The sequence below is a fragment of the Calothrix sp. FACHB-168 genome (genome assembly GCF_963889195.1).
In the GTDB taxonomy this organism is placed as follows: Bacteria; Cyanobacteriota; Cyanobacteriia; order Cyanobacteriales; family Nostocaceae; genus Aulosira; species Aulosira anomala_A.
In genome coordinates this window covers 17,450-43,589 of sequence record NZ_CAWPNJ010000066.1, presented here as the reverse complement: position 1 = coordinate 43,589, position 26,140 = coordinate 17,450, and the positions used below count along the sequence as shown (strand labels likewise).

General features: G+C 39.7%; 15 protein-coding genes and 1 pseudogene. 10 read left to right on the top strand and 6 right to left on the bottom strand.

The features are described 5' to 3' along the window. Nucleotides 1-809 precede the first annotated feature (809 nt). Together AACW45_RS32265 and AACW45_RS32260 are read left to right on the top strand one after the other, a co-directional pair. Nucleotides 810-1,076: pseudogene (locus AACW45_RS32265) on the top strand (transposase); the annotation flags it as partial. A gap of 358 nt (nt 1,077-1,434) precedes the next feature. Then, nucleotides 1,435-2,103, top strand: a complete 669-nt coding sequence (locus tag AACW45_RS32260) for an ATP-dependent Zn protease (protein ID WP_190637124.1) — start codon at nt 1,435-1,437, stop codon at nt 2,101-2,103. 106 nt (nt 2,104-2,209) lie between these two features. Here the strand turns inward: AACW45_RS32260 and AACW45_RS32255 are convergent, their stop codons facing one another. Beyond that, nucleotides 2,210-3,235: a diguanylate cyclase gene (locus AACW45_RS32255; protein ID WP_190637123.1), complete on the bottom strand. Its 1,026-nt coding sequence runs from the start codon at nt 3,233-3,235 to the stop codon at nt 2,210-2,212. A gap of 787 nt (nt 3,236-4,022) precedes the next feature. Continuing rightward, entirely contained in the window at nt 4,023-4,223 is a 201-nt protein-coding gene (locus AACW45_RS32250; protein WP_190637121.1) for a heavy-metal-associated domain-containing protein, read from the bottom strand. Nucleotides 4,224-4,604: 381 nt separating this feature from the next. On the opposite strand from AACW45_RS32250, the gene alaS reads away from it, so the two are divergent. Further along, on the top strand, nt 4,605-7,271 hold the full coding sequence (alaS, locus tag AACW45_RS32245; RefSeq protein ID WP_190637120.1) for an alanine--tRNA ligase: 2,667 nt from the start codon (nt 4,605-4,607) through the stop codon (nt 7,269-7,271). A gap of 178 nt (nt 7,272-7,449) precedes the next feature. On the opposite strand, the gene AACW45_RS32240 is transcribed toward alaS, so the two are convergent. Both AACW45_RS32240 and AACW45_RS32235 read right to left on the bottom strand, forming a co-directional pair. Then, nucleotides 7,450-10,281: an SNF2-related protein gene (locus AACW45_RS32240; protein WP_190637118.1), complete on the bottom strand. Its 2,832-nt coding sequence runs from the start codon at nt 10,279-10,281 to the stop codon at nt 7,450-7,452. Between the two features lie 16 nt (nt 10,282-10,297). Then, nucleotides 10,298-10,804, bottom strand: a complete 507-nt coding sequence (locus AACW45_RS32235; RefSeq protein ID WP_190637115.1) for a hypothetical protein — start codon at nt 10,802-10,804, stop codon at nt 10,298-10,300. A gap of 241 nt (nt 10,805-11,045) precedes the next feature. Between AACW45_RS32235 and AACW45_RS32230 the strand changes: the two genes are divergently transcribed. The 6 genes from AACW45_RS32230 (at nt 11,046) to AACW45_RS32205 (ending at nt 18,854) form a co-directional block, all read left to right on the top strand. Then, the gene (locus AACW45_RS32230; protein WP_190637113.1) at nt 11,046-11,633 is read left to right on the top strand and encodes a Panacea domain-containing protein; all 588 of its coding nucleotides are present in this window, start codon (nt 11,046-11,048) and stop codon (nt 11,631-11,633) included. Continuing rightward, the gene (locus tag AACW45_RS32225) at nt 11,605-11,982 is read left to right on the top strand and encodes a hypothetical protein (RefSeq protein ID WP_190637111.1); all 378 of its coding nucleotides are present in this window, start codon (nt 11,605-11,607) and stop codon (nt 11,980-11,982) included. The genes AACW45_RS32230 and AACW45_RS32225 overlap by 29 nt, the downstream gene beginning before the upstream one ends. A gap of 178 nt (nt 11,983-12,160) precedes the next feature. Beyond that, on the top strand, nt 12,161-12,991 hold the full coding sequence (locus tag AACW45_RS32220; RefSeq protein ID WP_190637109.1) for an Rpn family recombination-promoting nuclease/putative transposase: 831 nt from the start codon (nt 12,161-12,163) through the stop codon (nt 12,989-12,991). A 129-nt stretch (nt 12,992-13,120) separates the two neighbouring features. After that, entirely contained in the window at nt 13,121-16,234 is a 3,114-nt protein-coding gene (locus tag AACW45_RS32215) for a CHAT domain-containing protein (RefSeq protein WP_190637107.1), read from the top strand. Nucleotides 16,235-17,045: 811 nt separating this feature from the next. Further along, complete coding sequence (gene mgtE / locus AACW45_RS32210) at nt 17,046-18,398, top strand: magnesium transporter (RefSeq protein ID WP_190637105.1); 1,353 nt, start codon at nt 17,046-17,048, stop codon at nt 18,396-18,398. 198 nt (nt 18,399-18,596) lie between these two features. After that, nucleotides 18,597-18,854, top strand: coding sequence for a hypothetical protein (locus AACW45_RS32205; RefSeq protein ID WP_190637103.1), 258 nt, complete (start codon nt 18,597-18,599; stop codon nt 18,852-18,854). Nucleotides 18,855-18,984: 130 nt separating this feature from the next. Here AACW45_RS32205 and AACW45_RS32200 read toward each other — a convergent pair whose 3' ends face one another. Continuing rightward, the gene (locus tag AACW45_RS32200; RefSeq protein ID WP_190637101.1) at nt 18,985-23,238 is read right to left on the bottom strand and encodes a PAS domain-containing protein; all 4,254 of its coding nucleotides are present in this window, start codon (nt 23,236-23,238) and stop codon (nt 18,985-18,987) included. A gap of 847 nt (nt 23,239-24,085) precedes the next feature. Here AACW45_RS32200 and AACW45_RS32195 point away from each other — a divergent pair. Then, nucleotides 24,086-25,423, top strand: coding sequence for a glycosyltransferase family 4 protein (locus tag AACW45_RS32195; RefSeq protein ID WP_190637099.1), 1,338 nt, complete (start codon nt 24,086-24,088; stop codon nt 25,421-25,423). Between the two features lie 314 nt (nt 25,424-25,737). On the opposite strand, the gene AACW45_RS32190 is transcribed toward AACW45_RS32195, so the two are convergent. Then, complete coding sequence (locus tag AACW45_RS32190; RefSeq protein WP_190637097.1) at nt 25,738-26,124, bottom strand: response regulator; 387 nt, start codon at nt 26,122-26,124, stop codon at nt 25,738-25,740. Nucleotides 26,125-26,140 lie beyond the last annotated feature (16 nt).

The window sequence follows — 26,140 nt, the reverse complement described above, 5'->3', positions numbered from 1 at the left end:
GGAGGGCATCTCGCTACTGCTTCTGGACAACGTGTAAGACCGTCTAAGGGCACTGCCTTTAGAGGCGACGTTGGTTGAAAGAAGAATCTCCGCCGTTTTACTGCGGGGAGTTGTCAACTTAGCCCTTGTGCATTTCATTCAACTTGATTGAGGCATTCAGCTACAAACCTCTCAACCTTTGATTTTTGAGTATCGTTTGTGTACTCGGTGATAACGTACCCTTCATGGTTTCTCTTCGACTACGGTAAATCTACAGGATTAAGAGGTTTATAAATCAAAAATATCTAATAATTCTTGTGGGTTAAGCCTTTCACGCGATAAGAAACTGCATAATTTATTTCTTAATTATTTCTAAATATTTGCAAATTTGAGATTTTTGCTGTTTTTGCTTCACTTGTATCTATTTATATTTTTGACAATAGGTAGCTTCTTAAGTCAAAGCTGCTACTCTCTTGAGCGCAGCAAGTTGATGACTATGTATTCATCACCGAGCATTTTGTCAAAAATACTGCTTCTTCAGAATTTCCTCAGAATTATCTTTTAGTCTTTGATGCTAGAGAGTGACGAACTCAGGTATTAACTTTTTTGTTTCTACTATTGCGAGTGGATATGCACTCTCGCTTTGACTTGAGAAAAAACGAATAAAAATCGGTTCAACAAAGCAATAAATAGCGTATCAATTCTTTTAGAAGGTAGATAAATTTATGTCAGTTCAACTTGGAGTTCAAAAAATCGAAAATAGCTACTCTCTACCATACAAAAATTTGAGTTTGCTCAATCAAAAACAACCAAATTTTGCCAAGCAGACAATGAATTGCCCTCTATGTGGCTATGCCCGGACTCGCAAGCACGGTAAGACTAGTAAAGGCAGTCAGCGCTTTTTCTGCCCCAGTTGTCGCCAAACTTTTAGTGAAACATTAAATACCCTTTATTATCGCCGCCAAGTTAATAAAGAAGACATCCAAATTGTCCTGCAATCTTATGCAGAAGGGATGAGCTTTAGAGGCATTAGTCGGATTAGCGGTTTAGCTTACAACACTGTAGTCAGAATTATTCAGGCTGCTAACCAAAAGACAAATCCTGCTAATACAGAAGATTAATTATTAACTAATAAGTTATTCAACCACAGCGTCAATAAACTACCTGTTTTCAACCCAAGGAAACGCTTACGCTGTATATGTGTTTGAATTTTGGATTCCGCGAAGCGGTACTAGTGGCTCATCGTCAAAGTTTTGATGATTTGGCTGCCAACACAAAACGTGTTGGGTAAATTCATCGGCTGAGTTCTGCAATTAGAAATCATTCTCCCCATGAAATTAATGCGATGAACCACTGGCTTATTCCAAATTTCAGAGATTTTCTGATTGAGCGTTCAGATCCCTCGCAGTTTGGCTAATAATGAAGAAAGATTAAGTTTCGTTTAGCAAACTCACAATGAGCCAAACTGCCCTGAATTTGATTGCCATATCTATTTTTTTGATGACTCTCTCGGCGTTGTTGGGGCCATTACTAAACATTTCGCCAACATTACCAGCGATCGCCACCTTTACAATTTTAGGAATAGCAACCTTCGATAGTTTCAGTTTGCAGGGAAGGGGTGGTTCGCTGCTGTTAGATTGGATTGCTGGTTTTTCTCCTTCCCATCGCGATCGCATTATCCATCATGAAGCTGGTCATTTTCTCGTCGCCCACCTTTTAGGTATTCCCGTTACTGGCTATACTCTCAACGCCTGGGAAGCTTGGAAACAGGGACAACTCGGACAAGGTGGTGTCAGTTTTGATGATAGTGAATTAGCGTCAGAATTGGAATTAGGTAAAATTAGCGCTCAAAGCTTGGATCGCTACTGTACTGTATGGATGGCTGGAATTGCTGCCGAAAATTTAGTTTTCCAAAATGCTGAAGGTGGTGCTGACGATCGCCTCAAGCTCGCAGAGGTGTTGACAAAATTAGGCTTTTCTGGTAATATAAGCCAACAAAAACAGCGTTTTCATGCACTACAAGCCAAAACTCTGTTACAAGAAAATTGGTCAAGTTACCAAGCTTTAGTCACAGCTATGCAGCAACGTGCCTCAGTGGCTGATTGTCAAAAGGTAATTGGTTAATGGTCAGTTGTTAGAGACGCGATTAATCGCGTCTGTACAAGTGTCAGTTGTCAGTTGTCAGTTGTTATAAATGCCCAATGCCCCATGCCCCATGCCCCATGCCCCATTATGATGACGCAGCTTTAAGATAGGGCATATCAGATAAATCATAGGAGCTAATCACTTTATTTCTGCCTGTGGATTTAGCTTCTAGGAGACATTGATCGGCACGATGTAATAAACTGATACCTTGCTCATCATCATCGCTTTGTAGGGAAGCTGTACCTAAGCTAATGGTGACGTTAATAGTTTGATGGCTGTTGATCGCAAAGGGTTGTTCGCTGACTATGCGATTGAGACGCTTGGCGACAATGAAGGCTTCCTCTCCAGTTGTATTGGCTAGAAGAATCACAAATTCTTCGCCGCCATAACGGAAGGGTGTATCTTGAAAGCGTAAATTATGTTTTAACCGAACACATAATAACTGTAAAAGGCGATCGCCTACTAAATGCCCGTAGGTATCATTAACTTTTTTAAAGAAATCTACATCTAAAATAATTAAACTAAAAGGAAGGGTTTGTTCGCGGGCTTTTTTAATTTGTCTGGGTAAGTCCCATTCTAAAGCACGACGGTTATTGATTTCGGTCAAAGAGTCAGCTAGAGCGATCGCGGAAAGTAAATCGTTCGTGCGAATTAAATCGCGGTACTTTTTCGCTTTGCGCAAACCAACTGTTAATTGCGCCAGAATCAGGCGATGATTAGCAGTCACCTCGGCTAAGGTATAATCTGTTTTACTTTCTGGAAGTTGCCAAATATAAGCATCAGCGCCTTGTTTTAAGGCTGAGGAAGTCATTTCTAATTCCCACTCCCAGCCATATTGATCTCTATCAATTATCTGCTGACAACGATCTTCTAGAAGAATGCAGTATATCCAAGATAACTTTGGCTGGTCTTTCAACCAACTGCACAGATCCATACTCCCATCTCGGCTAGCCTGGATAAATATAATATCTGGCGGTGATGCTTGAATATAAGAAATTGCTCGATCGAGATCGCCAACTACCTCTACACTAAAAGCGGTTGCATAACGGATCTGATCTGGAAGCGTGGAGATAAATTTATGACTTCCAAAGACCAGAAGGGAAATATTCATTGCTTTGCTTTTTGCCCTATTTGAATTTTCAAGATATGAACCTGTTAAACTAAGCGCTTACTTAATTAATACTGAATACGTCCGTATTTTTGGCTAGGGAAGATTCCCCTGTGATTAATTGTTGTACTGCAAAATACATAATTGATTGACAATTTTAATCTCCTTTTAAGGATTGACCTCAACTTCAGTTACTTGCTGATTAACTTCTGACCCTACTTTCGGCTTTTCTATATTTTTTTTAAAACAGTAAAAATACTGAATCTTATTGTTGGAGACAAAAGTTTTTCTGTATTTTCCTGGGATGAGACATTGGGAATAATGATGATAGCTATTAGTTTCTAATAACCAGCATATATTAAATCAAAAAAATTACTGAGCTTGAATATTTAAAACTTTATAAAGTTTAGATTCCCCGTAAAAACCGATATCTTCATTGGATTTACATAGTTCTATATCCTTGAAAACACGTCATTAACCCATTGAATATCTCTAGGATCTAAAGGCGAGAGCTATAGCTTTATCCTTGTACATCTAGGATTAAGTGATGATTTTCAATATAGCAAACATCAGTTGTGTAGTTCTATATTATTTATTAGTTATTCATCAATTTTTTAAAAAGACTTCAGTAAATATACATAAATCCTGACTCCGTACTCTTCCCTAAAAACAAAATTATATTATTTAAATACACGATCGTCCCCCCCGATTCAGGACGGACGATCGCAACTAGGATGTATGTAAATCTCATGAGATTTCAATCGAGTTTTGGCAACAAGTGTGGTAATAATTAATAACCAGCTATTTTGTAGCCAGCAGCAACAATTATTTGCTTAATGGATTCCTCAGAAGCTGCGGATTCTACGCTGACAGTTTTAGCTTGGACATCCACATCTACTTTTGCATCTGGTTCCATCACATGAATAGAATTCTCAATTTTTGCGGCACAGTCTTCACAAGCTATGTCCGGTACATTCAGTTTTAATGCCATTGCTGACCTCTGAAACAAAACTTAATATCTTCTTAATAATCAATCTTAGCCTTGATAATGTGCTGACTCATCGTCCTCAAGTTAGGTGCATGTATGGAACGTAGGGTATAGATTTTCTGGTATGGTGTACTGTTGACAGTTGACGGTTGACTGGGAAGAGAGTTTTTCTTCCTGGTTTGTCTGGACAAGTAAATTGACCAATAAAATAGGAATTGATTTATCTGTCGGCTGTACTTAAGGCTAAACTCGTAAGCAAAAACCTGTAGTAGCAATCCCTTACTGTCTAGGCGTGGGGATTGTGAATGCGGCATACTTTCTCTGTAGAAGAAACGATCCTTTGTCGGCCTTCCCAATTTTATTGAGATTATTGTTGTAAAACCCATGTCTTCTAATCCCCAGTCCCTCAGTGGTAACGAAATTCGCACCTTATTCTTGAACTTCTTTGCTGAACGAGGACACCAGATTCTCCCAAGTGCTTCTCTTGTACCTGAAGATCCGACGGTGCTGCTGACGATCGCGGGGATGCTACCATTTAAACCGATATTCTTAGGGCAACGCACGCCAGAATTTAATCGCGCTACCACATCGCAAAAGTGTATCCGCACCAATGATATTGAAAATGTCGGACGCACCAAACGCCACCATACGTTTTTTGAGATGTTGGGTAACTTCAGCTTTGGTGATTATTTTAAAGAACAAGCGATCGCTTGGGGATGGGAAATTTCTACCCAAATCTTTGGTTTCTCCCCCAACAACCTTGTCGTCAGCGTGTTTGAGGAAGACGACGAAGCTTTTGCCATTTGGCGCGATCAAATCGGCGTTCCCGAAGCCAGAATCAAGCGCATGGGTGCAGATGATAACTTTTGGGCATCCGGCCCCACTGGCCCATGTGGCCCTTGTTCTGAGATATACTATGATTTCCACCCAGAACGGGGTGATGAAAACATTGATTTAGAAGATGATTCCCGGTTTATCGAATTCTACAACCTGGTATTCATGCAATATAACCAGGATGCAGAAGGGAATTTAACACCTCTGCAAAAAAAGAATATTGATACTGGCATGGGTTTGGAAAGAATGGCGCAAATCCTGCAAAAAGTAGCGAATAATTACGAAACTGATTTAATATTCCCGATTATCGAGACAGCAGCTAAAATTGCGGGAATTGACTACCATAAGAGCGACGAGAAAACCAAAGTCTCCCTAAAAGTCATCGGGGATCACGTGCGTGCTGTCGTCCACATGATCGCTGATGAAATTCGCGCTTCTAATGTAGGACGGGGTTACATATTGCGGCGCTTAATTCGCCGGGTGGTGCGTCACGGGCGATTAATTGGGATTGGTGGTGAATTTATTACCCAAGTTGCAGAAACTGCGATCGCACTTTCGGAATCAGCTTACCCTAATGTCAGACAACGGGAAGCCGCAATTAAGGCAGAATTGCAACGAGAAGAAACCAATTTCTTAAGAACTCTCGACAGAGGCGAAAAACTGCTTGAGGAAATTATTCAACAGGTGAAACAGCAAGGAAAAACCGTAATTAGCGGTGAAAGTGCTTTTACCCTGTATGATACCTACGGTTTCCCCCTAGAACTTACCCAAGAAGTCGCTGCGGAAAACAACCTCACCGTTGATGAAGCCGGATTTGATGTGGAAATGCAAAAGCAGGTGGAACGTGCCAAAGCAGCCCATGAAACCATCGATTTAACCGTGCAGGGTTCTTTGGATAAACTGGCAGAACATATCCACGCAACGGAATTTTTAGGTTATACCCAGCCAGCAGCCACGGCGAAAGTGGAAGTATTGCTCGTGGGTGGTGTGGCGCAAGAAGCAGCCGAAGCGGGTACAGATGTGCAAATTGTCCTGAATCAGACCCCATTTTATGCTGAATCTGGGGGACAAATTGGCGATCGCGGTTATATCACAGGCGATGGTGTTTCGGCTTCGCTCAACACAGGTGTGGTGATTCGCGTTGATGATGTGAAAAAAGAATCTGATTTCTTTGTGCATTTCGGACGCATCGAACGCGGTACAATCCGAGTAGGAGATACTGTGACTGCACAAATCGACCGCGCTTGTCGGCGTCGTTTGCAAGCTAACCATACAGCAACTCACCTGTTACAAGCAGCGTTAAAGAAAATTGTCGATGAGGGTATATCTCAAGCAGGTTCCTTAGTTTCCTTTGATAGATTGCGCTTTGACTTCAACTGTCCCCGTGCGTTGACAGCAGAAGAAGTCCAGCAAATAGAGGAACAGGTAAATACTTGGATTGCGGAAGCACACAGTGCAAAGATAGAAATATTACCTTTAGCAGAAGCCAAAGCTAGAGGCGCTGTGGCTATGTTTGGCGAGAAATACGGCGAAGAAGTGCGAGTAATTGACTTTCCTAGCGTATCAATGGAACTGTGCGGTGGAACTCATGTAAGTAATACTGCGGAGATTGGCGTTTTTAAGGTAATTTCTGAGGCTGGTGTAGCTTCGGGAGTGCGGCGGATTGAAGCTGTTTCCGGCCCGGCGGTGTTGGATTACCTGAATTTGCGGGATAAAGTAGTTAAAGATTTAAGCGATCGCTTTAAAGTTAAACCCGAAGAACTACCAGAGAGAATCACAACTCTGCAAAACGAACTGCGAACCAGTCAAAAACAACTGGATGTATTGAAAGGACAATTAGCGATCGCAAAATCCGACAGCTTGCTGCAAACAGCCGAATCTGTAGGCGATTATAAAATCATCGTCGCCCAATTGGATGATGTCGATGCCGAATCCTTGAAAACCGCAGCCGAAAGGTTATTACAAAAACTAGGTAACGGTGCGGTAGTGCTAGGTTCAGTTCCCGAAGCTGGGAAGGTGAGTATAGTAGCAGCCTTTAGTGCAGAGGTGAACAAGAAAGGTTTGCAAGCAGGTAAATTTGTCGGTGCTGTTGCCAAAATTTGCGGCGGTGGCGGTGGTGGAAGACCAAATTTAGCCCAAGCCGGCGGACGCGATGCGAGTAAGTTACCAGAGGCTTTAGAACAGGCGCTGAGTGATTTAAAAGCTGGATTGAGTTAAATCGTCTGATGAAAGGAAAGGGAGAAGTACTTTGCTAGCTTTTCTCCCTTTTCGATAACAATCTTTAAGTTTTTCATATTCCTGAAGATACACTTCTAAGATTCGTGGGTTATCGTTACTCATAAGGATTTCCTAACAGACACAGTGAATATTTTAGAAATAAATTGAAAATGAAAAGCTAACGGTTTAGATTTCTTGGTTCAAGAGGTCGGTCAAGAAGAAAATGTCTGGTATAGCCAGCCGCAACTGAAGCAGCATAGAGATGCCACTCACTATTTTTGCTAGAATCAGCAAAATCGGAAATTGCTCTGATAACCAAGTGGCGTACTCGCTCAAAGCTTTGCCAAGCAGCCTTGCTTACACCGTATCCTTCCATTTCAATTGCTACTATTTTTCTATGCCCAGCAGCTATAGCATCACGCATTGTTGCGTCAGCTATTACCCTTTCTCCAGAAGCAATTATCCCAGGATGAATCTTCGGAATAGTGTCCGTATCGTCAGGTCTTAAGACTGAAATAATTCCATTCCACTTAGGAAGAGAAATAATTCGGCTCCATAATGTTGGATCAACAGGATATTGGTATGGTTCAGGTTTTAAACCATCAGGTGTAATTTTTCCTCGTTCATAGTAGTAAACAGCATTTCCCACAACAATATCCCCTAATCCTTGCTCCTGAGTTGCTGCTGCTGCTATGCCAACCATTAACATAGCTGCTGGATGCCAGTGATGAATTGTGTCAGACGCTAAAAGCGCTACATCCACATTAGCCATATCAGGAGATTGTGCAACTACGATTTCATAATAATCACCGTTTTGAAGTTCAATGCGTTTGCGCCAGTATACACGCGAACCTTCTTTAACTCGATTTTCTGGCGTAATTTGGAAAGCTTCACATACAGCCTCTCTTTCTGTTTCAATAGCTGTAATAATTGCAAAATCTATCAGAGGTTCTTTAGAGTTAATTTTTGCCTCTTGATATTCAGTGTTCGGCTGCTGTGAAGAAAGTGACATTTTATTTTTTATTTGCGATTGTTTAGGTTTTGCTTTTACTCCAAGCATATCAAGCCACTCTTCAGTAGTAACAATATTATCGAAAGCCTCTTCTGCTAGTGGATCTATTACTTTTTCAATAAGGGAACGTTTCTCATATAGCTTTTTCTTTATACTTTCTTCTATGGTGTCTCGCATCCAAAAGCTATAAACAGTTAATTTATTTGCTTGTCCAATTCTGTGCGCTCTATCTTCTGCTTGCTGCATTACCGCTGGATTCCACCAATGGTCGAAATGTATTACATAAGATGCTTCAGTTAGGGTTAAACCAAAGCCAACAGCCTTAAATGTGCCTATAAATGCACAAATATCTGACCTGTTTTTAAAATCACTGATAGCTTGACTTTTATGCTGTTCAGACATGCCACCTTTATATGAAACAAAGCCAATTCCTTTTTTTCGTAAAAGGTTCTCCAGCTTATCAATTCCTTCTGGCACATACTGAGAAAAAATCAAAACTTTTTCACCATTTGCAGCTATTGTTTCGATATACTCAATTAAAATCTCAGTTTTTGGGCTAGTTGATTTGCTATTAGCAAAGTTACAGATTTGCTTTAGCTTAGTAATCAGCGCAAAAATATGAGTTCTAACTTGAGAATCAGTTTCAGTGTGGATAGAAGTTTCAAGTTTACTGCGACCAACATTTAAAGCATTTTCGTACTCTGCTTTCTGATCAGGATCAAGTTCTAGCCAGTCTTCTTGATGAATCTTTTCTGGTAAATCCTTCAAAACATCTCGCTTTAACCGGCGAAGCATATATGGCGCAATAGAAATTTTAACTTGCTGTGCTGAATAATCAATTCCTGATTGAAAAAGACCTGGTTTGACAAATTCAAAGATTGATATTATGTCATCAATGCTGTTTTCTATAGGTGTACCAGTTAAAGCAAAACGGTATTTAGGTAATAATTTACGCACAGATTGTGATAGCTTAGAACTTTTATTTTTTATTTTTTGAGCTTCATCTATGACTACACAATCAAATTTTCTACAATCAGTTTCTTTTAATATTTGATCTCTTAAGTCGTTGCGAAGAGTTTCATAAGTCGTAATGTAAATATGAGCAGGTGTTTTCCAATCAATTTTACGTTGTTCGCGATTATCTCTAATAACTGTAACTAAAAGTTCCTTTGCCCAATTGTAAAGATGTCCATCCCAACCTTCTGATTGTCCTGTTTCTTCACTCAGGTAAGCACTACCAACAACTGCTGGAGGACAAATTATCAAAGCACAACGTATTTTTCTTTGCCTAAAAAGAATACGTAAAGCGTTTACTGTTTGAACCGTTTTTCCGGTTCCCATTTCGTCAGCGAGTAAAGCAGACGTATTTTGAACCAAGAAGTTGATTCCCTCTACTTGATAATTACGCAATTGTCGAAAAAAATCGATATCAGCAAAGTCAAAAAGTAGAGGTGGACAGAGTGATGGATAAAGTAGGTTCCATTTATCTAATCCTACAACTTGGGAAGAAGCCTTACGTATTTTTGGAATGGATTGTAATTTATCTGTTTGACCTTTAACAGGACTATAAAAAATTTTACCTTCTATATTTGGTTCTTTAATTGGTTCAAATAAATTATCTGAAAAACATATGTGTTTAAGTCTAAATATATCTTGATAATCTACTATTTGAGGATAAAGGATTGATATTACATAAGAATAATCATTTATTTTAAATAAACTGAAAGACCAATTTACGAATGGTTCATAAGTGTTGATTATTGATAATGGTTCATGATTTGTAAATATTTCAGGATAAACAAGCAACAAATTATCTGAAATTACTATCCGTGAAATACTCAAGCAAATATTATCTGATACTAAAACAGGTGTTATCAGGCAATTTTTTCTATGATGATTGGGAAGAGATATCTTCCAGTCTTCAACCGTCTTCTGAGGTAGAATAGTAAATTTTGAAAATAATTTAATTGTTGTTATAGCAAGAAATTTTAATACCATTGAGATTATGATAAGATTAAGCTTTTATTTGTTCGCAAGTATTATAAATTCTTTGAAATGGTTCGAGTAAGTCTCTAGATGCATACATTTGTTCTAAATGCTTTTTTGCATCTATTAATTTTTCTTCTAATTCTTTTATTGTTGTGATGCGTAGTGTGGGAAACTTAGAAGATGTTATTTCTTGAATAGAGTTTGTTTTATATGTTATGTCCTCTTCTTTGAGTATTTGGATAGCAGGAATTTCTTGTTTTTTATTAATATCCATTAATAAGGTTTCTTCAATCATAACAATATTAGGTTTTTCTTGTAGAGCTTTAAGTAAAGGAATTGCTATTAGCTCTACAAGGATATAATCATATAAAATTTCCCCATAAAGCGTTCTCTGGATTTTTGTAGGACGCACTGGTTCAGTCACACGAAACTCCAGTGGTTTTGTTTCTTTATCTGTGACTAATACTGCTCCTCGCATCGCATCCTGATCAACTTGATGTTTTGCAAGAAAGGCTATTTTGAAGTTGTCCATAATGTAAATTGATGTTACTTTATACTAGTAAAAGTAATGTAAGTGATTCGTCTAAAAGTATTATATACTACATCTGTCTCAAGAGATGCTGAATGCATTTTAAGGGGAAAAATTATTCTAGACACTTAGCTGCGAAGCGCGATCGCAATTTTAATAGTATCTGTGTACTAAAGAGATAAAACTTCAGTTATAATAATATATATAAGTTCCTCTAAAAACTTGCTAATTGCACATCTGAGTTATGATTGATTGCCTCAATGTAGCTCGTTACTTTATCGTCAAAGCTTATGAGGATGGTATAGAAGCTGAAATGACCAATATGAAGGTGCAAAAGCTACTATATTATTCACAAAGTTTGCATTTGGCACTGTATGATGAGCCATTATTTGATGAAGAAATCCAAGCTTGGCGATATGGCCCGGTTTGTCCGCCTGCGTACAGATTTTATAGTGAATTTGAAGCCAATCAGTTACCTGTTCCTAGTAAAGATTTTTTATTACAAATTTCTGATGAACAGAAAAAACTTTTAGAAGAGATTTGGGAACATTTTGGCGGCTATCATGCATATCGATTGAGTGATATGACTCATGGAGAGTTTCCGTGGAAAAAGGCTCGTAAGGGTTTACCACCTCAAGCTAGTTCAACTGAGCCAATTCGCTTTGAGGATATGAAAGCTTTGGGTTATCAAAAGCTAGACATCATCGAGAGAGAAAACCCTGCTTATGAATCGGTAATGTCTAAAACTGTAGAGGAAGCTATTAATTCGGAATCCTCAACTCGTGTTTCTAAAGGAGAAGTGCGTGACTGGCTTAAATCCCTTCTCGATTGAGGAATCTGATAATTTTAGGCGTTCTTTTAAGAAAATTGCCAAAGCTTTAGGAAGCGATTTTGTTGAGCTTTTAGGGGAAGTTTTAGAAAATTTAATTAACGATCCTTATCCGGTAAATTCCCGGAATGAACCTTTACCCGCAAAGATTCAGTTACCTGAAGGATGGACATTTCACAAACTAGAGTTAAAGGCTGGTAAGGGAGCTTCTGGGCAAGTAAGATTGATGTACTTGGTGAACACGATTGACCAAGTAATCAAACTCGTCTGGATTTATAATCATGAGCAGTTTGCAAAACGTCCAGCCGAAAAAGACTTAAAGGGTATTATCAAAGAAATCTTAGAGTCTTAATTATAAAAAAACTGCGATCGCATCATGCATAAACAGCTTTTGAAACCCCTGAAAATACCAAATGAGAGTGCATTGTCAAATATCAGGATGTAGGTTGGGTTGAGGAACGAAACCCAACAATATAAAGTATTGTAATTGTTTGTATAACCAAAAAAATTAACAATTAAATAAACCCATCATGCGGCGAGATACCATTTTTTACAAATTATTCAAGCAATTTCCTGGCTTATTGTTTGAATTAGTAGACGAACCACCCCCAGAAGCAGACAATTATCAGTTTGAATCGGTAGAAGTGAAAGAAACCGCATTCCGAATTGATGGAGTATTTCTACCTCCAGCTAACGCAGCTTCTCAAGTAGTATTTTTTGCCGAAGTGCAATTCCAAAAAGATGAAGATTTATATTTTCGCTTCTTTTCGGAAGTATCCTTATTTCTGCACCGCCACCCCATCCGTTATCATGACTGGATGGGCGTGATAATTTTTGGCTCTCGCAACTTAGAACCGTCAAATTTAAGGATTCATCGTTCTTTATTAGCAGGCGATCAAGTTCAGCGAATATATCTAGATGAATTGGGCGATGTACAACAGCAACCATTAGGATTAGGCTTAATGTTGCTGACGATTAAAGAAGGAACAGAAGCCATAGAAACAGCTAGGTTTCTACTGGAACAAGCGCAGGAACAATCAGAAATAGCGATAATAGATTTAATTGCGACTATTATTGTTTACAAATTTAGCAACCTTAGTAGAGAGGAGATTATAAATATGTTAGGACTAGATGTAGAAGAACCAAGAGCTTTGCGAGAAGCGAAAGAAGAAGGGCGAAAACAAGAAGGTACATCCCTGGTAATCAGACAGTTAAATCGACGGTTGGGTGGAATTCCTGAGCAGTATTTGTCACAAATTCAACAGTTGTCTTTATCACAAATTGAGGCTTTAGGTGAGGAGTTGTTAGATTTTTCGACTGTGGCGGATTTGGAAAGATGGTTACAGTCTAATTTAGGTTAAAAATGGGCATTGGGCATTGGGCATTGGGCATGGGAGAGCCAAGCACTGCAAATAGCTGACTTTTGCATAAGCTCTCAAACATGAGATATATATCACAGTAAATCTTCGCAGACAATCTGCATTGTAGCTATGCGTCGTCGTTATCGCCCAATCGCTTCTAGTCTCCAAAGTCTAAGTGTTGCATCTTTGGCGCTGTACCTGACATTTCCCTTGGGAACATTCATTGCGCCATTGAGAATATCGCCGGTATTGGCGCAAAGTTCCAGCGATCGCCAAATCGAAGCTGATAAACTACTCAAACAAGGTGAAGATTTAGTCAATCGCAATCAATCTCAAGCAGCTTTACCACTGTTTGAGCAAGCTTTGACAATTTATCGTCAAATCAAAAACCGACAGGGAGAAGGAAGAACTCTCAAGGGGATAGGGAATGTTTACTATGATTTGGGCGACTACAAACAAGCAATTACCTATCAACAACAAGCTTTAGACATCGCTCAAGCTATCAACGATCGCGATTTAGCAGCTAGAGCCTTGAATAATCTCGGTAGTAATTATAGAGCTTTGGGGGATTTGCCGCAAGCGATCGCCTATTATCAACAAGCATTAGCGATCGCGCGTCAAATTCAGGATCTCGAACGAGAAACCAATACATTGGAAAATCTCGGTTATGTCTATGCTACTGTCGATCTGACTCAGGCGATTGATTTTTTAGCACAAGCTTTGGTACTGTTACGCAAACAATCTGCTGATTCTCCACAAAAGCAGCTAAATCTCCGCAAGCAGGAAACGGATATTCTCATCGCTTTGGCGAGGAATTATTATCTCTTTGGTGTTGACAAAGGTATAGGTGAAGGAAAATCACCTGATGAAGCTTTCAATAAAGCAATTGAGATTTATCAACAAGCGGTGAGTCTAGGGAAACAAACAGGCGATCGCTCTCAACTTGCAAACGCACTCTTAGGGCTTGGTAATATGTACAATGCCAAGAGTAAGTATAACGAAGCTGTCGCCACACTCCAGCAAGCTTTGCAGATTTTCCAAACAGATAAAAAATCACCAATTAAACTGCGCGATACTTTATCTAAATTAGGTGAAGTTTATCAAGGTTTGCGTCAACCAGAACAAGCATTAACATATTATCAACAAGCATTAGAAATTGCTAAACAAATCACCGCTAGTTCTCCTTTTGCGAATCTAGAAAAAGATAAAGAGCAAGGATTAATCATGGTTAATCTTGCTAATATTTATGCAGAAACAGGTAAGTATGAGAAAGCGATTCAAAATTATCAAGATGGGTTAGTAATTTTACAATCAAGTCTCAAGCAAGCTGAACAAATTACCGATCCGGCGAAAAAGTTTTTGCTGGATTTAGCCAAGCAACAACTGAATCAAGTAATTAAATTTAGTTATGTACGCATGTGTGCTATTTATAAAACTTTAGGTCAATCAGCAGAAGCTAAACAAGCTTGTGCAGGAACTTCTCCTAATGTTAAAAGTCTCACATCTGCAAATAAAACTTCGCCAGAATTAGAAGCAGCGCTGAAAAAATTAAATCAAGCACAAGCATTAGGAAAACCGGAAATGATAGCCTATGCTTTAGCTGAAATTGCTGATGCTTACGCCGATTTACAAGAAAGCGATCGCGCTTGGGAATACTATCAAAAAGCTATTGCATTAGCTGAAGAATATCCGCAGTTTCAGCAATACATCTATTTTAAAGTAGGAGGTTTTTACGAAAATCAGAAAAAATACGATTTAGCGATAAAATTTTACAAAAAAGCGGCATTATCTGCGAGAAAAGCCCAGCAGAAATTTGATGAAGTTTTTATGTTAAATCAACTTGCAAATACTAGCTACACAGCAGGTAAGCTAACAGAAGCAACAGAGGCTTTATATGAGGCGATTAAAGTTTATGAAAGTCTGCGTATAGACCTCACAGATAAAAGTCAAATCTCTATTTTTGAAACCCAAGCTCAAACTTATAGTTTATTACAGAAAATTCTGATTACACAAAATAAAGTTAACGAAGCTTTAGAAGTAGCTGAACGCAGTCGTGCTAGAGCATTTGTCAATTTATTAACTTCACGACTTTCTGCAACGCAAAATCGGCAATTAACTGCGGATTTACCAACAATTGAGAAAATTAGAAAAATTGCTCAAGTGCAAAATGCAACAATTGTGTCATATTCGCTGGTTAATTATTCCCAAAATAACGATAAAAAAAAATTGCAAACATCAGAAATATATATTTGGGTAATTAAACCTCAGGGTGAAATCACTTTTAAATCAGTTAATCTGCAATCTCTCAATCAACCTCTGACAGATATTATTAATCAAAGCCGTGTATCCCTTGGTGCAGGTGGTAGGGGAATTAAAATCGAACCTAATGATGAATCTTTGCAAAAACAATACTTACAAGAATTATATCAAATACTCATTGCCCCAATTGCGTCATTACTGCCTAATAATCCCAATGAAAGAGTAATTTTTATTCCTCATCAATCGCTGTTTTTAGTTCCCTTTCCTGCATTGCAAGCCAAAAACGATAAATATTTAATTGAAAAACATACTATTTTAACTGCACCAGCAATTCAAGTTTTAGAATTGACTCGTCAACAAAGACAAAAAGTTAAAGGTAAAGATGTATTAGTGATTGGTAATCCTACCATGCCAAAAGTAGGAACTCCATCGGTGCAATTACAACCATTGTCGGGTGCAGAAATAGAAGCTGTAACAATTGCTAATTTACTCAAAACTCAAGCTATTACTGGCGAAGAGGCCACAAAAACCGCTTTCAAACAAAAGTTAGCTTCGGCGAGAATCATTCATTTAGCAACACATGGATTACTCGACGATCCTACTAAGGGTATCAAAACTGCGATCGCACTTGCTCCAACTGCTAACGATGACGGTTTGCTCACCCCTGCGGAAATCGTCAATTTACCCATCAATGCAGAACTGGTAGTTTTGAGTGCTTGTGACACTGGTAGAGGCGCAATTACAGGTGATGGCGTCATTGGTTTATCCCGTTCCTTAATTACTGCTGGTGCTACCAGTGTCATTGTCTCCTTATGGTCAGTTCCCGATTCACCCACCTCAGAATTAATGACTGAATTTTATCAGCAATGGCAGCAAAATCCCGATAAAGCCGTTGCATTGCGCAACGCCATGCTAGACACCATGAAAAAATACCCCAATCCTGTCAACTGGGCTGCATTTACCTTAATCGGCGAAGCGATTTAAAAATTGGGCATGGGGCATTGGGCATGGGGCATTGGGCATGGAAGGAGAAGGGGCAGCTGCGACAATTGTAGAGACGCGATTCATCGCGTCTCTATTGACATTGACCACCCCAAAGATAGATAAAATATTTGCAAATTTTAGCCACAATTAATATATAATTTTGCGCCATTGCTTATCAATATCATAATTGATATTTTTTGCCCAAAAAATATAGTAATTAGCTATAAATTGCCTAAAAATCTAGTAAATTCCCAGTTGATTGATCAACCACTATCAAGATAGCAGACTGATACTGCCATCTCAGCTTTTATTAATTAAATTAATAGCTTGATAATTGCCAGATGGTATGGTAGTTTTATTTTCCAACAAACAAGTGGAACTAACAAAACCAGTACAGCAAAAATCTATCTGTCAATAGGGATAGATAAAAGCACAATACTTGATTTTGTCTCTAACCACAAGCTTACTACCAAAGTGGTAAATATTTTAACTGTGTAAAGTTTACTGGTAAATTTAACTATTAGCTTGACACAGATACTGACAGTAGTAAAATCTACTCTAAATAAACCAACAATCAGGGCGGTGAGTTAGTACTGGTGTGGAATACCACAAATTCTACACACTAAGTTTTGCATCTATTCGGATCACACATTTCCAGGATAGTATATATGACTTAGCGATGCCTGATTCGATATCCATATTGAATTTTTGAATGTTTATGGACCAGAGTCCACAAGACGGTAGTATTAGCCTCCTCTGAGCTGGCGGGAAAGTCTCCCAGCGCGGGGGAGACCATTAGGAGGGAGGTATTATGCTCATGCAAGATTTGCGCAATTCTATTGTTGGGGTTGCTGACTTAAACCAACTCAAATGGGATTTGAATCATTTACAACCCGTTGATGTTGGTGAATATATTACAAAACTGCCTACAAATCAGCGAGCGATCGCCTTTCGCTTGCTCAATAAAGCCCAAGCAATTGATGTTTTTGAATATCTACCAACAGAGGTACAAGAAGAACTAATCAATTCGCTCCACGATGTTCAAGTAGTACAAATTGTTGAGGCGATGAGTCCTGATGAAAGGGCAGAATTATTTGATGAATTACCAGCCGGAGTAATTAAACGGTTATTACAAGAATTAAGCCCCGAACAAAGACAAGCAACTGCAACAATTCTCGGCTATCCTGAAGGCACAGCTGGGCGGGTAATGACTACAGAATATGTCCGGTTGCGGGAAGGATTAACTGTCGGTGAAGCTCTAAGTAAAATCCGTCGTCAGGATGAAGATAAAGAGACGATTTACTATGCTTATGTCACAGATGATAACCGCACGTTGGTGAGAGTAGTTTCTCTGCGGCAATTATTATTTACTTTTCCTGATGTCTTTATTAGAGATATAGCTAGCGATCGCGTAATTAAAGTCAGAACCGAAACCCCCCAAGAAGAAGTGGCGCAAATTATGAAGCGCTATGACTTAATCGCTATCCCGGTTGTTGATAGGGAAGATAGATTAGTGGGGATTATTACCATTGATGACGTAGTTGATATTTTAGAAGAAGAAGCTACAGAAGATATTCAAAAATTAGCCGGTGTCAGTGGTGATGAAGCAGCTTTATCTTCACCTTTACTGACCATTCGCAATCGCCTACCTTGGTTGTTGGGAATTATGGCTTTGTATATTGGTGCAGCTAGTGCGATCGCACCTTTTCAATCAGTAATTTCCGCCGTCCCTGTTCTCGCTGTCATCATGCCAATTTTTTCTAACACTGGCGGAACTGTGGGGATTCAAGCATTGACAGTCACAATCAGAGGTTTAGGTGTCGGTGAAGTTACAGCCAAAGACACCCTGAAAATTCTTCGTAAAGAACTGCTTGCGGGTGTAGGTACAGCCATAGCTTTAGCCATAACCATGATTATGCTTTCCTTAATTTGGGCACAACCGCAAGAACGATGGGTAGCGTTAATTGCTGGATCGGTGATGGCGACAAATACCCTAGTAGCAGTCACCCTGGGAACTTTACTACCGATGGGTTTGAAACAGTTAAAGCTAGATCCGGCTTTAGTGAGCGGGCCATTAGTCACCACTATGTTAGATACAATAGGCTTTCTAACTTTCCTCTCCCTGATTTCTGTAGCTTTAAACGTCTTCCATTTACCAACCTAGTAGGGGCTAGGAGCTAGGAAGGGGGACAAGGAGGACAAGGGGGACAATTGTAGAGACGCGATTCATCGCGTCTGTGCCCCATGCCCAATGCCCCATGCCCCATGCCCAATGCCCCATGCCCAATACCTAATTCCCCTTTCCGAAATTCATCAATGTGCAAGTGTATTCACTAATATCAGGTTTCTAAGTTGAAGACTTATGAATCGCTTTGCATCTTTGATTATCGCAGGAACAATCGCATCTATAGCCACGTTGGCGATCGCTCAAACTACTGACGCTAATACATGCACAATCTACCAAAATTGTCAATATCGTACATTTGACACATATCAGCCTCAGATTCAAAGCAGTGTCAACAAAAATATCTACAAAACTAGTATTTTGAGCGTGTTTATCATTCTTGTCACTACAAAAATAGCTAATACTGCTTTAGAGTCTTGGCTGAAGAAATCATAAAGAGGGCATGGCATTGCCACTGCCCCTACAATCAACGATATCTGTACCTCACTAACTGGCAATTTACTGTATTTATTTCACAAATTAAGTATTAATCCTATATCTATCATCAACACTATTTAATTTGAGGCTACCTTTCGTCGAATTTAGGAATAGTGAAGTAAAAAGTACTACCTTTGCCTAAAGCACTTTCTACCCAAATTTTGCCCCCATGCTGTTGAACAATACCGCGACAGATAGCTAATCCTAAACCTGTGCCACCTTTTTGTCGAGAATCGCTAGCATCAACCTGTTGAAATCGGCCAAAAATACTTTCTAGCATCGTCTCAGGAATGCCTCGCCCTTGATCTTGAACTTTAAATAAAACGCGATCGCTTAATTCTTCTACAGTTACAGTTACTTGGCTATTAGCTGGAGAAAATTTGATTGCATTGCCAATTAAATTCACCAGGGTTTGCATAATTCTGTCTGAATCTACCCAAATTTGCACAGAACTGGGCACCATAACTAAAGAAACATCATTTTCTGTGGCTAGCGGCTTCACAGCTTCTACAGATTGGCGCAGAATCGTTGCAGTATCGCACCACTGCTTGACTAAATTAAATTTGTTGGATTCTAAATGTTCTAAGTCTAAAATGTCATTAACCAACCTCACTAGGCGTTCTGTATCGCTGTAAGCAATATCTAACATTTGTTGAGCTGTTTCTGGTTGGGTTTTGAGAACTCCAGAGGATAGCAAACCTAAAGCACCACGAATAGAAGCTAAGGGTGTGCGTAATTCATGGCTGACAATGGAGATAAATTCTTTCTTCATTGTCTCAATCGCTCGACTTTCTGTAATATCTTCAATTGTGCCAACATAGCCCATTAATTCATTGCTATCCGCCAGCAAGGGAACGATGGTAATGCGACAAAAACGCCAAGTTGCATCGCGCAGAATGTAACGGATTTCAGTATAGAATTCTTGATTTGCTGTGGTTAATGCATGTAACCGGGGTAAAAATTCGGCTAAATCTTCTGGATGAATAAATTGCATCCAGCGATCGCCTAGAGATTCTGCAAAGCTCAAGCCGCAAATTGCTTGAAAGCGGGGATTGGTATAAATATTTTTACCTTGAGCATCGGTTCTAAAAATGCCGATGGGTGCAGAATCGCTGAGAGTCCGGAATAAAGTTTCGTTTTGACGCACTGCTTCTTCTGCTCGTTTGCGATCGCTAATATCAATGCTGACACCAATTACTACCCAGCCATCACCAGTTTCTTGACGATAAGCAGAATAAGTAGTAGAAATCCAGCGCAGAGAATCATCTTTGTGGCGGAATCGATACTCTATAGTACAAGCACCTTCAGAAATACTGTGGAGAAATCGCGAATATCTGACTTTTTCTCGATCTTCCGGAAATACTCTGGAAAGCCACAGCATTTTGTCGGTGAGGAGTTCTGCGGGAGTATAACCAAAAATGATTTCGCTAGCTTTAGATTGATACTCATATTCCCATTCCTGGCTGCTAGTCATGCGAAAACTAAAAATTGAAGCGCTAGCTGTGGAAAGAATATTATTTAAACGTTTTTCGGAAGTTTGCAAAGCTAGCTCTAAGCGTTTGCGATCGCTAATATCAACGCTAACGCCTGTGACAATCCAGCAATCAGCCGCTTCATCTCGATGGGAAGTGTAAGTTGCAGAAATCCAACGCAGAGAACCATCTTTATGATAAAATCTAAATTCTACATTAGTAGTCCGTTCCGCAAAAATATCTCCGAACAAAGGGTAGAGAACTGTATCCCGATCCTCAGCAAATACCTGTGACATCCACAGCTGCTTATCAGAGATAATTTCTTCTGGGCTATAGCCAAACAGACTTTCGCTACCAATAGACTGATATTCATATTCCCAGTCGTAATTTGCAAAGGCGCGAAAACTGACAATAGAGGCGTTAGCTGTAGTCAGGATACTTTGTAAGCGAATTTCCGAAGCTCGTAAAGCTAGTTCTAATTTTTTGCGATCGCTAATATTAAAGGCAATACCTTGGAGAATCGGAGTTTTACCATCTGGCGCTATGACTAAGCTAGCTTGATCGCGAACCCAAATGATTTGCCCATCGCGAGTTAACATGCGATACTCAGCCAGTAAAGGTTCTCCCGTCTTAATTGTATGTTCAAAACTATTTTTGACGCGATCGCCATCGTCTGGATATATATAATCTGACCAAGTATTTAAATGTCCCGCAACCCATTCTTCAGCAGGAATCTGCAATAACTGGTAAATTTGCGGACTGATGTAAGCAAATTCAGCCGTAGCTGTAATTGGTGCAGTATATACAACTCCGGGGATTTGTTCCAATAAATTTCTGTAGCGTAATTCCGCTTGTCTGAGTTTTTCTTCTGCTTGTTTGCGATCGCTAATTTCTATGCTGCTACCAATAATCCGATACACCCGTGATTGTTCGTTAAATAAAGGCGTTAAACTAGTAATCCACCAAGTATCTTCTCCTTGAAATGGTAAACATTCCTCATAGCTAATCGTTTTTCCTGCTGCAATACAAGCTTGATAATGCTGGCGAATTGATAATGCAATTTCCGCAGGAAAGATATTTTCTGGAGTTTTACCTTGGATCTCTAGAGAACTGATACCTGAAAGTCTTTCCGCCAGTGGATTCAACCCTGCAAAGCGAAAGTCATTATCTTCAAGAATATCCACCACAAAAATACATTGTTCAACACCGTTATAAATACTGCGTAAAAACTTTTCTTGTTCTTGCAAAGCTTTTTGTGCTAAGAATCTTTCTGTAATATCTTGAGCAGTGCCATAAATCCGAATTACCTGCCCATCAGCGTTAAATTCTGCTTGTCCGGTACCTTCAATATAGCAGGGAGGCTTACCGGTTGCGGTGTTACGTCGCAGGATGAGTTTATAGGATTCCCCTGTGGTAATTGATATTTCCACAGCTTTGGACAATCTTGCCGCAGATTCTGGGTGATACAATTCTAAAAGATCCTCATAATTAGGTTCCCCTAATCCTGGATCTCGCTCAAAGATATGAAATAATTCTTCTGTCCAAGTAATTTTTTGTCTAATTAAATCAAATTCCCAATTGCCAATTTTTGCTACTTTTTGCGCTTCTGTAAGTAAAGCCTTACTTTTACGCAGAGTTTCTTCAGTATTTTTTAAGTCAGTAATATCAAATCGGATACCATCCCAACAAATCCGCCCATCATCCATCCGGCGAGGCGATGAGCAGACACGCACCCAACGGATATCTCCCTCTGGGGAATATTCCCTTACCTGGACATCAAATACTGACATATTAGCGGCAGATTCCTGCTGCTTCTGGAGCATATAAGCCAGATCTTCTGGGACAATAATGTTAAAAAGTAGGCTGGAATCAGCTAAGATGGCTTCGGGTTTAAAGCCATTTGTTTGTTCAACACCAGCACTTACATAATAAAAGCGATTGCTACCATCTAATTCTTGCACTAACTGGTAGATGTAGCCCTTGGGAACGCGATCGCCAATTCCTCTGAGAAAAGCTTCTCGTTCTTGTAAAGCTAGTTCGGCGCGTTTGCGATCGCTAATATCGCGGTGAATACCAATCATTCTTAATGGCTGACCGCAATTATCCCACATCACCACCTTGCCGTGGTTAGCAATCCATTTCCACTCGCCGGATTTAGTTTGCATTTGATATTCAAAGCTGTAGGGAATCGAACTGTCTTGGAGGTGAGATTGCAAAACATTCATCACCCAGGATCGATCGTCGGGATGAATCAATTGTTCCCAAGTACTCAAATTATGGTATAATTCGTCGGCGCTATAGCCAAGCATTTCACACCAGCGATCGCTCAGATAAACTTCTCCCGTCAGCAAATTCCAATCCCACAGTCCATCTCCTGAAGCTGCTAAGGCTAATTGCAATCTTTCTTCACTTTCTCGCAAAGCTGCTGCTGTCTGCGCTTGCTGCTGATGTTGTATTTCTACCAGCTGTTCGTAACGTGCAATTTTCTGGGGTAGCGCTTGTTGAATACTTTGATGTGTAATCACACCTAAAAGTTGTCCTTGCGCATCCAAAACTGGAAGATGGGATATTTGCTGCTCTTGTAGTAAAGAGATAACGCTATATATATTGCCTAACTCTGATTCTTTCACAGTCATGACATCACCAGTCATGACATCAGCTAGGGTAGTTATAGTCAAGTTTAACCCTGAGGCGATCGCCTTGACTAACTCCTGTGTGGAGAAAATTCCCAGAATTTGATGTTGCTCTACAACTAAAACATAGCTTGTGCTTTCCTGGCTCATCATTTGCACCGCAAACTCAACTGATGTCTCTGGTGCTAAGGTGATTGCACGCTTTTGGATAAATTGAGTTTGGGAAAATGGCGGCATAATACGGGAAATAGCAATGTGCGAAAATATTTTGTTTACAGCCAACTATAGCTGTCATACAGAAGGCGGATATTTAATTTAAGCTCGACATTTAAGAACTGACAAACACATTTAAGCATTTCCCAGACAGAATTTGATTCCAGGCGCTTCAAACATGCTCAGGAGCGAGGGGTTAGGGGCTAGGAAGGGGGACAAATAACAATTGTACAGACGCGATTAATCGCGTCTCTCATGTACAGACGCGATTAATCGCGTCTCTAACAAATGACCAGTTTTTCTTATACATTGTATTAGGCTTTACTATGAACTGAATAATTAGCAAAGTCAACAATCAACTTTGCTTACCAAGCATGGATTTACGCAAATTCTGTATCTGCTGTAACAAAAATATTTGAGCAAAAGATTAAGTATAAGTAACTACAATACATAAAGTGTTTTTGTACCAAAATTAACCATGAGACTGGATGTTGCTAGCAATTAACTGCGTATACCATGACAGAGTAATTACTTATTTAGGCATACGTATATAAATACGCTTAGATATTAATAATAATCAAATATTGATGCATTTCCAGATCTATCAAACTGCATATTCTCAAAAACCATATTTAATAGCAGCCGCTCTATCGCAAGCATTAAAATTAAATATCACGTTAGATATATAAATAAATTAAATCTAAATAGTAAGAAAAAACTTTATTCCTCGCAGCAGATACATAAAACCATTTGACGTATTAATTTAGAATAAAGTTTAATTAAAGTCTTAAATGATTGCCTAAAACTGCTAGGCAGAAATGTTGGATTGATTTGTCTGAAACTTTTTTAAATTCAAGAACAACAACAAACTATGAACGCTACCTCTGAAAAACGCATTGCTTTAATTTCAGTTCACGGCGATCCAGCGATTGAAATTGGTAAAGAAGAAGCTGGCGGACAAAATGTTTATGTGCGCAAAGTTGGTGAGGCTCTAGGGCGCTTGGGATGGCAAGTTGATATGTTTACCCGCCAAGTAAGTGCAGACCAACAACAGATTGTGCAGCATAGTGAAAATTGTCGTACTATCCGCTTTCAAGCAGGCGCTTTAGAGTTTGTCCCCAGAGATAATCTATTTGATTATTTACCAGAATTTATTGAGAAGTTTTTAGCATTTCAAAAAGAAAATAACATCACCTATCAATTAATTCACACTAACTACTGGCTTTCTAGTTGGGTAGGAATGCAACTGAAGAAGATTCAAGGAAGCAAACAAGTTCACACATATCATTCTTTAGGAGCAGTTAAATACAACACTATTGAGAATATTCCCTCAATTGCAACTAAAAGATTAGCCGTAGAAAAAGAAGTTTTAGAGACAGCTGAAACAATAGTGGCGACGAGTCCCCAAGAAAAACAACACATGCGATCGCTCGTTTCCAAAAAAGGTAATATTGACATTATTCCCTGCGGTACAGATGTGCAGCAGTTTGGCTCGGTCGATAGAGAAACAGCAAGAGCGAAATTAAATATCGACCCAGAAGCGAAAGTTGTGTTATATGTGGGCAGATTTGACCCCCGCAAAGGCATAGAAACAGTAGTGCGTGCGGTGGGTGCATCCCAGTTGCGCGAGTCGCAAAAACTCCACTTAATTATTGGTGGTGGTAGTACTCCAGGTAATAGCGACGGTATCGAACGCGATCGCATTGAAGGTATAATTAACGAATTAGGTATGAGCGACATCACCAACTTACCCGGTCGTCTCTGTCAAACAGTTCTACCCACTTACTACGCTGCTGCTGATGTTTGCGTTGTTCCCAGCCACTATGAACCCTTTGGACTAGTAGCTATTGAAGCAATGGCGAGTGGAACCCCAGTAGTCGCCAGCGATGTTGGTGGGTTGCAATTTACTGTAGTTCCCGAAGTCACTGGTTTATTAGCACCACCGCAAGATGTCCCCGCCTTTACAAAGGCTATTGACCGAATTCTCATGGATCAACAATGGCGCAATGAATTAGGTCAAGCTGCTAGAGAACGAGTAATTAACAAGTTTAGCTGGGATGGTGTAGCGGCTCAACTGAGCGAACTCTACACCCAACTGTTAGCACAGCCTGGAACAAAATCTTTAGTGCAGACTTTAGAACAAACCTTAGAACAACCTGCTGTACCACCTGCGGTGGAATCTACCAAGCAACCAGCTTTACTCAGCTAGGAATTTTCTCAGCAGTTGCTGTTAGTCAAGATCCCCCACTTCTTGAAGGATGCTGCTGGTGAATTAGTGGTAAAACCCCTCACTTATCCCAAAATCCCGCCGTCACCCTAGAAGGGTGCGGCTAACCGAACAAAGCCTGCCTCCGCAGGCTGTATTTCTCTAGCCTGCGGAGGCAGGCTTTGTAGCGTTAGCCACAGGCTTATAGCCTGTGAGCGGTGTGTCGGGTAAGCGAGAGAACAGTTTATATCAAGTGTTGATGGGTCTGACCCCTAATTCGCTAGCTGTATCCTTGAAAAAGTCGGGGATATTGCAACTCAAGTAGATAATTGCCAACCTAAAGTTGTCGCCACTAAATCTGACAGCCGCAAAGGATCGAATGGTTTAGAAATTACCCCTGCAACTCCCAAGCGAGAAAATTCATTTAAATCTACCTTCTGTACTTTAGCTGTTAGCAAAATTACCGGAATTTTTTTAGTAGCTAAATTAGCTTGTAATCGATTAAACAATGCCAAACCATCAATGTCTGGCATCATCACATCTAAAAGAATAGCATCAGGATGTTCGTTATCGGCTAAAGTCAAGCCTTCACTACCAGACTCAGCTATCAGTACTTGCCAACGACCGATATTTTCTAAACAAGCTTTAATGACAGTACAGAGATTCTTTTCATCATCAATTACTAAGATGCGTTTTGCTGGCATATTCTTTAACAGACTC

Bases quoted from the DNA above. Each gene is read 5' to 3' on its own strand.
- AACW45_RS32230 (WP_190637113.1), top strand. From the start codon at position 11,046: ATGATTGATTGCCTCAATGTAGCTCGTTACTTTATCGTCAAAGCTTAT.
- AACW45_RS32250 (WP_190637121.1), bottom strand. From the start codon at position 4,223: ATGGCATTAAAACTGAATGTACCGGACATAGCTTGTGAAGACTGTGCC.
- AACW45_RS32190 (WP_190637097.1), bottom strand. From the start codon at position 26,124: ATGCCAGCAAAACGCATCTTAGTAATTGATGATGAAAAGAATCTCTGT.
- AACW45_RS32200 (WP_190637101.1), bottom strand. From the start codon at position 23,238: ATGCCGCCATTTTCCCAAACTCAATTTATCCAAAAGCGTGCAATCACC.
- AACW45_RS32255 (WP_190637123.1), bottom strand. From the start codon at position 3,235: ATGAATATTTCCCTTCTGGTCTTTGGAAGTCATAAATTTATCTCCACG.
- AACW45_RS32235 (WP_190637115.1), bottom strand. From the start codon at position 10,804: ATGGACAACTTCAAAATAGCCTTTCTTGCAAAACATCAAGTTGATCAG.
- AACW45_RS32260 (WP_190637124.1), top strand. From the start codon at position 1,435: ATGAGCCAAACTGCCCTGAATTTGATTGCCATATCTATTTTTTTGATG.
- alaS (WP_190637120.1), top strand. From the start codon at position 4,605: ATGTCTTCTAATCCCCAGTCCCTCAGTGGTAACGAAATTCGCACCTTA.
- AACW45_RS32205 (WP_190637103.1), top strand. From the start codon at position 18,597: ATGAATCGCTTTGCATCTTTGATTATCGCAGGAACAATCGCATCTATA.
- AACW45_RS32220 (WP_190637109.1), top strand. From the start codon at position 12,161: ATGCGGCGAGATACCATTTTTTACAAATTATTCAAGCAATTTCCTGGC.
- mgtE (WP_190637105.1), top strand. From the start codon at position 17,046: ATGCTCATGCAAGATTTGCGCAATTCTATTGTTGGGGTTGCTGACTTA.
- AACW45_RS32195 (WP_190637099.1), top strand. From the start codon at position 24,086: ATGAACGCTACCTCTGAAAAACGCATTGCTTTAATTTCAGTTCACGGC.
- AACW45_RS32240 (WP_190637118.1), bottom strand. From the start codon at position 10,281: ATGGTATTAAAATTTCTTGCTATAACAACAATTAAATTATTTTCAAAA.
- AACW45_RS32215 (WP_190637107.1), top strand. From the start codon at position 13,121: ATGCGTCGTCGTTATCGCCCAATCGCTTCTAGTCTCCAAAGTCTAAGT.